9 protein-coding genes are annotated in these 11,726 nt (G+C 63.6%); 2 read left to right on the top strand and 7 right to left on the bottom strand.

Annotation, left to right across the window (positions count from 1 at the left end):
- Positions 1–734: 734 nt before the first annotated feature.
- The 7 genes from GY937_09340 to GY937_09310 form a co-directional block, all read right to left on the bottom strand.
- Positions 735–1,760 (bottom strand): integron integrase, encoded by a 1,026-nt coding sequence (locus GY937_09340; GenBank protein ID MCP5056911.1) that lies wholly within the window; start codon positions 1,758–1,760, stop codon positions 735–737.
- A gap of 53 nt (positions 1,761–1,813) precedes the next feature.
- Positions 1,814–3,295, bottom strand: coding sequence for a wax ester/triacylglycerol synthase family O-acyltransferase (locus tag GY937_09335; GenBank protein ID MCP5056910.1), 1,482 nt, complete (start codon positions 3,293–3,295; stop codon positions 1,814–1,816).
- A 128-nt stretch (positions 3,296–3,423) separates the two neighbouring features.
- Positions 3,424–4,761: an FAD-dependent oxidoreductase gene (locus tag GY937_09330; GenBank protein ID MCP5056909.1), complete on the bottom strand. Its 1,338-nt coding sequence runs from the start codon at positions 4,759–4,761 to the stop codon at positions 3,424–3,426.
- Positions 4,758–6,104 (bottom strand): aspartate aminotransferase family protein, encoded by a 1,347-nt coding sequence (locus tag GY937_09325; GenBank protein MCP5056908.1) that lies wholly within the window; start codon positions 6,102–6,104, stop codon positions 4,758–4,760. The genes GY937_09330 and GY937_09325 overlap by 4 nt, the downstream gene beginning before the upstream one ends.
- A gap of 99 nt (positions 6,105–6,203) precedes the next feature.
- Positions 6,204–7,022 carry a methyltransferase domain-containing protein gene (locus GY937_09320; protein MCP5056907.1) on the bottom strand — a complete coding sequence of 273 codons (819 nt, stop codon included), beginning with the start codon at positions 7,020–7,022 and terminating at the stop codon, positions 6,204–6,206.
- A gap of 117 nt (positions 7,023–7,139) precedes the next feature.
- Positions 7,140–7,760, bottom strand: a complete 621-nt coding sequence (locus GY937_09315) for a hypothetical protein (GenBank protein ID MCP5056906.1) — start codon at positions 7,758–7,760, stop codon at positions 7,140–7,142.
- A 96-nt stretch (positions 7,761–7,856) separates the two neighbouring features.
- Positions 7,857–8,153 carry a DUF1330 domain-containing protein gene (locus tag GY937_09310; GenBank protein MCP5056905.1) on the bottom strand — a complete coding sequence of 99 codons (297 nt, stop codon included), beginning with the start codon at positions 8,151–8,153 and terminating at the stop codon, positions 7,857–7,859.
- A 560-nt stretch (positions 8,154–8,713) separates the two neighbouring features.
- On the opposite strand from GY937_09310, the gene GY937_09305 reads away from it, so the two are divergent.
- Together GY937_09305 and GY937_09300 are read left to right on the top strand one after the other, a co-directional pair.
- Positions 8,714–9,586, top strand: coding sequence for an alpha/beta hydrolase (locus GY937_09305; protein MCP5056904.1), 873 nt, complete (start codon positions 8,714–8,716; stop codon positions 9,584–9,586).
- Positions 9,587–9,590: 4 nt separating this feature from the next.
- Positions 9,591–11,444, top strand: coding sequence for a beta-galactosidase (locus GY937_09300; GenBank protein ID MCP5056903.1), 1,854 nt, complete (start codon positions 9,591–9,593; stop codon positions 11,442–11,444).
- The last annotated feature ends 282 nt before the right edge of the window (positions 11,445–11,726 follow it).

Raw genomic sequence — 11,726 nt, 5'->3', positions numbered from 1 at the left:
GATCCGCCGGAATCCGGTCTTCCAGCGCTACGTAGCTGAACATCGAACCCTGCTCTCGATCGCTTCCCCGCATTCCCTCTACCCCCGCCTCTTTTCTACCATTTGAAGGAGTGAAGCACGGGTTTTTTCAGCACCCTGTTAAGAGGATCTACGAGCCACGGTTGCTTGTTAGGCAGCGTAGCTAGAACGTGTGCCACGGGATCTGGTAGCCATCGCCAATGCAAGCAGTGCCCCCGGAGGCACCGCAATACTCCAAGCAACCGAAGAGGAGTCTCTGCTTTTCGAGTTCGCGGTCAACTTCGCAATGCGTCTGTGTCGTCGATAGGGCGGGATCACCACAGGGTGGTCCGAGGTACCGGTCGGGAACGGCGCAGCAATCGTGGAGTAAAGGGTCTTCACAAGCGACAGCGATAATTTCGGCAATCTTCTCGTCGGCTGATTTCCGCGAGGCCGAATTCTCTGATCCAGCCAGACAACCGAGTACGGCGATACAAGATGCGCTGGCCAAGGCGAGGGCGGGGTATCTGCTACGTCGACCCAACACGCTGCCTAACTAGTATTCGACAACCGGACGGGTTGCCCGGTTCAGCCGACTATACACCACTTTGCGCGATGCAATTTCGAAGGAGTGAAGCAATTCCGCAAGCTTACGGCCTTCCGCATCTTGTCCAGCCGCACGATATCCGGCCGCAGGATATCGTGCGGCTGGACAAGATGCGGAAGGGGATCGGGGGTCAGAGTTTGTCGATGGGGCTCTGGACGCCCAGGGGGCCGCGGTCGAGGACGTGGGTGTAGATCATCGTTGTTCGGACGTCTTTGTGGCCGAGGAGCACCTGGACGGTTCGGATGTCGGAGCCGTCCTCTAGCAGATGAGTTGCGAAGGAGTGCCGAAAGGTGTGCGGGGAGACGCGCTTGCCCAGGTGGGCGCGCGCGGCAGCGCGGTGAACGGCGCGTTGCGGGCCCGTTTCCGTGAGGTGGTGCCGGCGAACGATCCCTGAGCGTGGATCACGGGAAAGCTGCGCGGCGGGGAAGACCCAATGCCAGCCCCACTCGGCCCCTGCGTTGGGGTACTTTCGTTCGAGTGCACTCGGAAGGGCGACTCCCGGGGTCCCGGATCGACGGTCGCGCTCGAAGATGTCTCGTACGCGTGCCAAGTGCTGGGTGAGGGGTTCTTCGAGGGAGGATGGCAGAAGAGTCGCGCGATCACGATTCCCCTTGCCTTCTCTCACGATGAGCTGGCGGCGCGGAACGTCGAGATCCTTGACACGCAGTTTCAAGCATTCGAGCAGCCGCACACCAGATCCGTACAGGAGCCCGCCGATCAGGGCGTGTTCACCCCGTAGCAGAGAGAGGACGGCGCGCACTTCATCGCGGGTCATGACCACCGGCAGGCGCCTGGGTGCTCGCGCTCGAACCGCGCTGCCGAGCCCTTCGAGCTGACGCCCGAGGACTTCCCGGTAGAGGAACAGGAGGGCCGCGAGTGCTTGATTTTGCGTGGACGCCGCTACGTGGCGATCGACGGCGAGGTGAGACAGGAACTCGATGACCTCGACGGAACCCATGTCATTCGGATGTCGGACATGATGGTAGAAGATGAATCGCCGGATCCAGGCGATGTAGGCCTGTTCGGTTCGCAGAGCGTAGTGGCGGACACGGAGCGCAGTTCTTACGCGGTCGAGCAGCTTGGGGGGCGTTGCAGATCGAGGCTGGTTCACCGGGTGTCTCTCGGGACCCGGGGTACCGGCAGCGTAGCTCTCCATTGAGGCGCGCGGGGGGTGAACCGTTGGCCTCGCCGCCTGGTGGAGGCATTGCCTCAACCAGCAGGTTCGAGCGCCTCCGCGGCTTTCTCCAGCTCTTCGAGTCCCTCCGCGAAGAGTTCCTTGAACTTCCATACGTCGGGGACGAGTTCGCGACAGGCGATCACACCGAAGTCGAGGTGGTCGCGGTAGCTGATGACCGTGATGTTGAACCCCTGGCCTTCGGCGACGACGGAGACCGGATAGTAGGTGAGCATTTCGGCGCCCCCGCAATAGAGGGATTCTCGCGGCCCGGGAACGTTCGAAATCGTCACGTTGAACGGTGGGTTCATGCGATCGAGGATCTTGGTGCGCGCGGCGATTCGGGCTGCTTGGCCCAGAAGCAGCGGGGCGGGCACCTCGGTCCAGTCGGTGAGCATCGTTGCGGGGACGGCCTGCTGCATTCGCTTGGACCGCGCCATCGCATGATGGATCCGCTGGACGCGCTCGATCGGATCGGCCTCGTCCGTGGCGAGTTCGCCCAGGATGCTGGTCACCCGGTTGGCGTATTCGTTCGTCTCCGTCTCACTGCGCACGGAGACGGGAACCATCGCCACAAGCGGGTCGTCGGGGAGTTCACCCCGATCCATCAGGTAGTTTCGCAGCGCTGAAGCCGAGACCGCCATCACGACGTCGTTCAACGTCACGCCGAGAGCGCGTTTCAGCGCCTTCACGCGCGGGAGCGACATGGAGAAGAAGCTGAAGCGTCGGTGGGAGGTGATCGAGCGATTGAAGGACGTGCGAGGCGCAGGGGTCTGGGGGATGCGGTCGGCGTCCACCTCGTCCCCTTTCGGGATCAGCCAGCCGCCCGCGAGCGGAATCTTGTCGAGCCCGAGTGTGCGAGCGGCCGCACCGAGGGCCTCGTTGCTCTCCCACAAACCGCGGGCCGTCCGGTAGCTGGTTCGCGCGAGCCGTCCTGGTTGGGAGATCAACCCCATCATGCCCCGGGCCATCATTTCGCCGGTTCCCGGAATCGTGTCGGCCTTCCAGGGCTCGTCGGGTGCCGGCACGACATCGCCGGCAGGATCGCGATCGAGCAGTACCTGGCTCATCTGGGCACCGGAAACCCCATCGATCGTGCAGTGATGGATCTTCGTGTAGAGGGCGACGCGATCGTCGGCGAGGCCCTCGATCACATAGGCCTCCCACAAGGGCTTCGAGCGGTCGAGGGCTCGGGCGTGGATGCGCGATACGAGTTCGGAGATCTGCTGATCGTCGCCCGGCGGCGGCACGGCGATATGTCGGAGGTGAAAGTCGAGGTCGAAATCCGGATCTTCGATCCAGAACGGACGGTCGAGTTCGAGGGGCACCTCCACCAGGCGTCGACGGTAGGGGCCGAGCAGGTGGAGTCGATCTTCCAGCGTGGCGCGAAGCGCGTCCTTGAAGCTGCGTCCGCCGAGTCCGCTGATATCGAAGAAGCTGAGGGAGCCGACGTGGCCGAGCATCCCGCCCACTTCCGTCACCAGGAAACTGTTGTCGAGACCGGAGAGTTGCTGCATGGGATGCCCCCTTCATGGGAGTTTGATGCGATGGATCGGAGGTCGGTGCGATGGTGCCACGCTGGGCGCGGCCAGACCAGAACGACCGGGTCGGCCCCGGAAATCCTGGTGGGGGCTGTCTCTTGGGGCTACGCGCGCCTCGCGTTGCGAACCTGCCGGTCCGTTCGGTGGTCCATCAGGTCGAAGACCCCGGTCAGGAGCTTCACGCCCAGCCACATCAGGGGCTCCGGAAGCCCGGGCGGCTCCCGGCGCAGCAGGGCTTCCGCGGCGGGATGCGCCCGCCCCGCGATCTGCTCTGCCAGGAGCGGGCCCATCAGCGTAGCCTGGGCAACGCCGTGACCCGCATAACCAAGGCCGTAGTGGATGTTGCGGTGAGAACCGGTGGTGCCGAGGGCGGGCAGGAAATCCAGGTTCAGGCCGATCCAGCCGCCCCAGAAGTGGCGAATGGGGAGCGCGCCCAGCTGGGGGAAGCGTTCGCGCATGGCGTCTTCGATCGTGCGGAACATGGCCGGCTGATAGCCGTCGGCAAGGCCGCGCCCCCAGGCATAACGGATCGTCTTGGAGCCACCGACGATCGTTCCGGCCTTCGTGAAGTGGTAGCTCTCGAGGGTCTCGTGGGAGGTGTAGATGCCTTCGCGCCCGGCCCAGCCGAGGGCTTCGCGCTGCACCGGGTCGAGCGGCGCGGTTTCGAAGAGCGAAACCCGGAGGGGTGTGACGAGGCGCTTCTTCAATCCCGTCGAGGGCGTATAGGCGTTGGTGGCGAGCACCGCGTGGTCGGCCACGATCTCGCCGTCGCCGGAGTAGGCGGTGAGCGGCGCGCCGTGCACGAGCTCACGCAACGGTGAGCGCTCGTACAGTCGAACACCCGCAGCGAGAGCCGCTCGGCGCAAGCCCATCACATAGCGGCCCGGGTGAAAGGTACCACCGCACTCTTCCAACACACCGCAGCAAAAGACGTCCGGCAGGCCGCGCTCGTTCATTTCGCTCTCGGGCAGGTACCGGACGTGGGCACCGAGTTCGCGGGCGGTGTCGGCAGCTCTTTCGAGGCGGGGCCCATGCTTCGGATGCACGCCCGCCATGATGTTCCCGGACGCTGCGTAGTCGCAATCGATGCCGTGCTTGCGAATCGTCTCTTCGGTGAAGCGGACGGCATCATCGGCAAAACGCACGAGGCGCGAAGCCCGCTCACGGCCGAACAGGCGCAGCAGGGTGGGGATGTCCTTTCCGATCGTCGGAGTGAGGTGGCCGGCGTTGCGTCCGCTGGCGCCCGAACCCGCGAACTCCTGCTCGAGAACGGCCACCGAAGCCCCCTGCTCGCGGAGCGCCAGTGCAGTGGAGAGCCCCGTGTATCCACCTCCGATCACGACCACATCGCAGCGCAGGCTTTCCGAGAGCGGGGATTGCAGGTCCTCAGGCGTTTCCACCCACGGGCTGATCTCCAGATATGGAAACCGCGCTTCGCTCACGGAGAGACTTCGTCTACCGAGGCCACCAGGATGTCGATGATTTCGTCGATTTCCTCGCGGGTCGTGCACAGCGGCGGCGAGAGGGCCGTGCACTCCCACAGGGCCCTCATGATCAAGCCCTTTTCCATCGCGCGGCTTGCGATCGCGGCCGGGAACGCCATGGGCGTTTCGCCGGCTGGCTCCTTCGTTCCAGGCCGGGCCCACTCGATGGCCGTGAACATTCCGATTCCGCGGATCTCGCCCACGAGGGGATGGGTTCCCATGGTGTCCCGTAGACGTCCGAGGAGGTAGCCGCCGACCTCGGCACTGTTCTCGATGAGTCCCTCGCGCTCGAGGATGTCGAGGTTGGCATGGGCGGCGGTGCAACAGGCTGCGTGGTTGTTGTAGGTGAGGCCGACCATGAAAGGCAGGCCTTTGGGTGATTCGTCGCGAAGCGTCTCGTATACCCGGCTGGTGATGCCCGCCGCACCGAGGGGGAGATATCCGCTGGTGATGCCCTTTGCGAAGCTCACCAGATCCGGCTTCGCGTTGAAGGGCTCCATGCCGAACCAGTTCCCGGTGCGACCGAAGCCCGTGATCACCTCGTCGAGGATCAGCAGTACGCCGTGGCGGTCGCAGATCTCGCGGAGCCGGGGGAAATAGTCGTCCGCGGGCGGGATCACACCGCCTGTTCCCATCACGGGTTCGGCGATGATGGCCGCGATCGTCTCGGCGCCTTCCCGTTCGATCGCCTCCTCGATGGCGTCGGCGCAGGCGATCTCGCAGCCGGGAAGCTCCTTGCCCAGTTCGCAGCGGAAGCAGTAGGGAGCCGGCACCTGGATGTGAAGCGGGTCCGGTTCTTCGAAGATGTGATAGGCCGGCAGCCGGGTGGCGCTTCCCGCCGCACGGGTGATCCCATGGTAGGAGTGGGCGCGGGAGAGAATCTTGCGACGGCCGGGCTCGCCTCGTACCGCGTGAAAGAGCCTTGCGATCCGAAAATTCGTTTCGTTGGCATCCGAGCCGCCGCTGGTGAACAGGAAGTGGTCCAGTTCGCTGCCGGCGGGCATGCGTTTCGTCAGCCGTTCGGCCAAACGGATGGCAGGCTCGGTTGCGTAGTCCCAGAAGCCCGGATAGTAGGCGACTTCGTGCATCTGCTTCGCAACGGCGTCGCCGATCTCCGTCCGGCCGTGGCCCACGTTCATGTTCCACAACCCAGACAGGCCATCGATCAGCGAGCGGCCATCCGCGAGACGGATGCGGATGCCCTTGCCTCCGACGACGATCTTCGGGCCCTTCTCCTCGTGGGAGCGGAGCTCGGTGATGGGATGGATCAGATGGGCGCGGTCGAGATCTTCGAGATTCATCGGGTCCTCCAGGGCACCCCGAGATCCTCGCATAGACCCGAAATCGTCGCCCCGTAGCAGGCTTCGATACCGAATATGGATGCAGGAGGGTCGCTGCCCCTATCCTGGCGCGTTGCCCGTGAAGACGAACTCACGCAAGGGGATGCGGAGAGGCGCCGGGCCGAAGTTCTGCTCCAGTTCCTCGGCGAGGGCCTGGATGATCTTCTCTGGCGAAGCGGTCGCCCGCTCGCGGATCTCCAGAATGCCAGGGTTGCCTTCGACGAATCCCCGGGCGACCTCCTCGGAGGACGGCCTTTCAATGGTCGCGTCCACGACATGGGCCTGCATTCTCTCGAAACCCTGAGCTTTGAAGAGCTCGAGGGTGGAGTCCAGAGGACAGGAGCCAAACGGGACCTCGAGAAAGCCAGGCGGTTCCGAGGCGAAGTAGCGCGTGATGGTCTCGTGGGCGATTCCAGCGACCCGATTCACCTCGAGCGAATCCCAGACGTTGCACCCGAGGAAGCCACCGGGGCGAAGGGCGCGAGACATCTCCGACAATCCCTTGGCGATGTCAGGAAAGAACATGATGCCGAACTGACAAACGACTCCGTCGAACGTCTGGTCCTCGAAAGGCAGCGAGAGGGCATCGGCCAATTCGTAGCGCACCCCTGGAAGTGCACCCCGATGCGTCTCCGCGTACTCGAGCATGCCAGGGTTGAGGTCCGTCGCCACGATCTCGACGTTCCCCGGGAGCGCATTGCGGAGAAACTCCGTTCCAATGCCGGTACCGCACGCGACTTCGAGGATGCGCCCATGACCAATTGCATTGGACACGCGCCCGGCCATGTCGGCAGCGGAGAACTCGAAGAGGAGAGGTCCCAGACAAGTGTCATAGACGGCCGGGATCGATCCAGAAAATGAGGCATGGGAGTCGCTCATGCTGGAGTTTGCCGGAGAGGGCATGCCAGGTAGAAACTCAAGGCTTCTTCAGATTGGTTCAAGGTGTCCTCGATTCTGTCTATCGTCGCGCTTGGGCCCAGGCGATGAGCAGGGTGCCTAGGTTCGTTGCAGAAAGACACCGACAACCGCAACAAGCAAGAGGATGCCAATCCCGATCGCGGCCGATTCATGAAGCCTGGGATTCTTGGAGGATCCCATGGAAGCGAGGATCCCTATCGCGATGATGCGAATGCCGTTGACCGGACTGAGAAGCGGCTCGACGCCAAGGACGGCCCGAGAAGTGGCGATCCCCAACAAGCCGAACGCGGCCAGCGCTGCCACCCATCGAATATGTCGGAAGTAGTATTCGCGCAGGTCGAAGGCTTCGCCCGGGGCAATCGGCGGCGAGAGCAGGAATGCGACCAGGACCCAGATCAATCGCGGCAAGACGAGCAGCAGGAACTCGAAGAAATTCGTGAGTTCGTGAACCCTTACATTCCAGATGGCCCACCAGGACTGGGTGACCGCAAGGATCAGGAGGAGCATCCACGCGACATGGACCCAGTAGATCCGAACATGCTCTCGCTCTCGAATGAGACGTCCCAGGCCCGCGAGCACGTCCGCAGCCGCCAGGGCCAACAAGATCGAAAGGAATACTGTGACGTACTCGAAGTGCGACAAGTCGCTGACCTGGCCACCGGGTGGAACGGCGTTCAGCGGCTGTCGGCGACCTGCCAAACGAACGCGAAACGCTGAATCTCGCGGAAGTGTATCATGGGCTGCTGCGCCCGAGTGTCAGTCAGCCGGTCGTTGCGCCGAGAGATGGACGCCGGGCTATGAAGGTTCGTAGCCCTCGACCACGAAAGCTCGGCTGTCTGTCGCTTCTGCGCGGAGCTGTGCGAGTTTCCGATACTCCGGGGACCGATTCCAAGCCTCGAGCCTTTCGATGCTCGGGAACTCGAGAATCACGATCCTTTCCGGTCTCCAGCCCCCTTCCAACGAGGTGATGTGTCCACCTCGAGCCAGGTATCGGCCGCCGTAGCTCTCGATGACAGCGGGTGCCTGCTCGACGTACCTTGCGTACATCGAGGGGTCCTTCACGACAATCTCGAGCACCATGTAGACAGGCATGCTAGTCCAATCCCTTCAGTGGCGTGCAGGTCGACGGCGCGCGGTGAATTCGCCGAGGCTGTTCTCGGGCCAATGCGGAGCCATCCAGACCTCTCGCTACACCCCGGGCTGCTCGCCTCGGATCAAACGCCCCGGCAGCAGGCCCGTGGCTTCGCCGTTTTCGAAGATCACCTCTCCTGAGACGATCGTTGCCCGGTAGCCCTTCGCTCCTTGGTAGAGCCTACGCCCACGTTCGAACCGACGGCGGCGATGCGTCCGTTTTCGATCGCCACGTCCCCGTCGAACGGCTTGCTGCCGGTTCCATTGACGATGGTACCTCCCCTGATGACGAGATCGTGCTGGCTCATGTGTTCTCCTGTGCAGGCGTGGGCCCGCGGGCGTGACGTCGAGCCGTTCAGCCACCCTTTGCAGGGTCAAGGCATTCTTGGGTGAGAACTGAACGAACTGAGTCTATGTTCAATAACAGCTAGTTACGCAGTAAGTTGCGTATCGAAATTGATCGATGCTGCGGTGGCCGAATCCCCGATCTCGCGGTCGTAGCATTCGGCTAGCGTTGGGGGGTGATCGAGCTTCGCCACGGAAACCGGGTCTTTTCCGCACTCACGGAAGGGGAGGGCCCGGCGGTGCTGTGCGTTCACGGCTTTCCCGATCACTTCCAGAGCTTCCGCCACCAGCTGCCCGCACTCGCAGGAGCCGGCTACCGAGCCGTCGCGCCGATGTTGCGTGGCTACGAACCCTCCTCCCAGGGCCGGCGCCACGTGGCGGATTTTCATCCGCTCCGGGTTGCTGGAGATCTCGTCGCATGGGCGCGGGAGCTTGGCGCGGGCGAACCGATCCATCTGGTGGGACACGATTGGGGCGCTGTCGTCACCTATCTGGCCTGTGCGCTCGAGCCCTCTCTCTTCCGAAGCGCCACGATGATCGCCGTTCCTCCCCTGAACGCGGTGCAGGAAGGCATTCGCCGTTACCCGGTCCAGCTTCGCAACTCTTCCTACATGCTCTTCTTCCAGCTGCGCGGCCTGGCGGATCGGGTGGTCCAGCGCCGGGATTTCGCGTTCATCGAGGGCTTGTGGCGCAGTTGGTCGCCCGGTTGGGAATGGGATCCGGAGGACATGGCCGCACTGAAACGCAGCTTTCGGGAGCCCGGCGTGGTGTGGAGTGCACTCGCCTACTACCGGGCCATGTTGAATCCGTTTCTCGCGGATTCCCGGGAAGTCCGCCGGTTGGGCTTCCTGGCTTGCGGTGTGCCCACCCTGGCCATTACCGGGGAGATCGACGGCTGCATGGATACGCGCATCTTCGATTGTGTGGACGCGTCTGCTTTTCCCGAGGGCTATCGGATGGAACGCGTTCAGGGCGCAGGCCATTTCGTACACCAAGAGAAGCCCGACGAGGTGAACCGGTTGATGCTGGAGTGGATCGCCAAGCATTGATGCCATCCGAACCCGGCTCGGGTTCGCTTCCGGGTCCTGTCTTCGATGCACGCGTTCCGGGAAGCCGGCCGGCTGCTGGCCTACACTCCCCCGGCCGATGAAGCCTCTTTGCACGCGATGGACGGGTGATGTCGATCCAGACCTGCCCCTGCCGGAGTACCCGCGCCCCCAGCTACGGCGGAAGCGCTGGACCAATCTGAACGGCCGCTGGAAGCTCGCGATTCAGCCGCGTGAAGCGCCCGCACCGGCCTCTTTCGACCAGGAGGTCCTGGTTCCGTTCCCGATCGGGTCCTTGCTTAGTGGGATCTCGCAACCGGTTGGGCCCGATGAGCGCATCTGGCTTCGGCGCAGCTTCGTGGCTCCAGCGCTCGGCGAGCACGAACGGCTGCGTCTGCATTTCGGTGCCGTCGATTGGGAAGCGGAAGTCTGGTGCAACGGCCAACAGGTCGGGCTGCACCGGGGTGGTTTCGATCCTTTCCATTTCGATATCACCGATGCACTCGCCGACGCCGACGAACAGGAGTTGCAGGTTGCCATCTGGGATCCGACGGATGCGGGGACGCAGCCGCTTGGCAAACAGATCCGGGAGCCCTTTGGGATCCAGTACACGGCGGTTTCCGGAATCTGGCAGACGGTGTGGCTCGAGCCGGTTCCCGACCTGTGCATAGAGCGGGTCGTTGCGGAGACGAAGTTGGACCCCGATGTGGTAACGGTGCGAGTGCGCACATCACGCATCGAGACGGGGTCTCAGGTCGAGATCGTGGTTCGTGCAGCCGCCAAACCCCTCGCGCGGACGATGACTTCCGTCGTGGACGGAGAGGCGAGCGTCGAGCTTCCACTTCCCGGGCTTCGTCGCTGGTCGCCGGAGGATCCGTTCCTTCACGATCTCGAGGTCCATCTGGTACAAGGCGACACACGGATCGATCAGGTGCAGAGCTACTTCGGCGCCCGTGAGGTCGGGACAGGTCGCGATGAGAACGGGTTCTGGCGCTTGCATCTGAACGGAGAGCCGATCTTCCACCTGGGGCCACTCGACCAGGGCTGGTGGCCGGATGGTTTGTACACCGCACCGACGGATGAAGCCTTGGCATTCGACATCGAAGCGACCAGGGAGATGGGCTTCAACACGATCCGCAAGCACGTGAAGGTCGAGCCGGCTCGTTGGTACTGGCACGCGGATCGGCTGGGTGTTCTCGTCTGGCAGGATATGCCCAACTTGCCGTTCGATCTGCGTTGGTTCCTGAGCGAGCTCGGCAAGGGCCAGCGGCCGGAGCAGGTGCCCTTCGATTTCACGCGGCCGGCCGACGTGGCCGCGACCTACCGACGTGAACTCGACGCCATGCTCGATGCGCTCGCCCCGTTCGCATGCATCGTCGTCTGGGTCCCATTCAATGAAGCCTGGGGCCAGCACGACACCGACACGATTCTCGCTCATGTGGCGCGCCGGGATCCGACCCGGCTGGTCGATGGGCCGAGCGGCTGGACGGATTCCGGCACTGGCGCCATCCGCGACTACCACGTCTACAACGCGGAGAAGGATCTGCCTCCTCTCGAACCGGATCGCCCTCTCGTGTACGGCGAGTTCGGCGGGCTGAAGCTGCACGTCGAGGAGCACGTCGTCGTCGAAGCAGGCTGGGGCTACGCAGAAGCCGAGACGCCGGACGCCTTTGCCGAGGCCTATGAAGCGCTGATGGAGGTGATCGGCGGCCTCGTGGAGCGGGGGCTGGCCGGTGCCATCTACACCCAGACGACGGACGTCGAGGGCGAGTTGAATGGCCTCCTCACCTACGACCGCGCCGTCTTCAAGATCCCCCCGCAACGTCTCGCGTCCACGCATCGCCGTATCCTCGGGCGGTGAGGTGGAAATAGGTCTCTGAAGCCGCTTCGCTTCTCGTCGTGGATTGCGGGTCGGGGGGCGGCCAGCGCGGAATGGCTCGGCCGGGGCTTTGGAGGCCCCGCAACACCTGGACGTGGGTTCGCTTACGCGGCTTTCGCCGCTAGCGTGTTGGCGATCACGAGAAACCGTAGAAATCTGATCATCTAGCCGTGGTCGCGCGCGAGTGCTGGTTTCTCGTCAGAACGGCGAATCGGTGTCGGTCGGATCGGTGTCGAGTTCGCGATCGAGAGCCGCGAGGTAGTG

It is taken from the genome of bacterium, assembly GCA_024228115.1.
Lineage (GTDB): Bacteria > Myxococcota_A > UBA9160 > UBA9160 > UBA6930.
Note: the sequence above shows the minus strand (reverse complement) of the source record. Positions and strands in the feature narration are given on the sequence as shown.

What these genes read in the sequence shown, in the direction of transcription:
- GY937_09340 (MCP5056911.1), bottom strand. Translation starts at nt 1,760, where the DNA reads ATGGAGAGCTACGCTGCCGGTACCCCGGGTCCCGAGAGACACCCGGTG.
- GY937_09335 (MCP5056910.1), bottom strand. Translation starts at nt 3,295, where the DNA reads ATGCAGCAACTCTCCGGTCTCGACAACAGTTTCCTGGTGACGGAAGTG.
- GY937_09325 (MCP5056908.1), bottom strand. Translation starts at nt 6,104, where the DNA reads ATGAATCTCGAAGATCTCGACCGCGCCCATCTGATCCATCCCATCACC.
- GY937_09320 (MCP5056907.1), bottom strand. Translation starts at nt 7,022, where the DNA reads ATGAGCGACTCCCATGCCTCATTTTCTGGATCGATCCCGGCCGTCTAT.
- GY937_09310 (MCP5056905.1), bottom strand. Translation starts at nt 8,153, where the DNA reads ATGCCTGTCTACATGGTGCTCGAGATTGTCGTGAAGGACCCCTCGATG.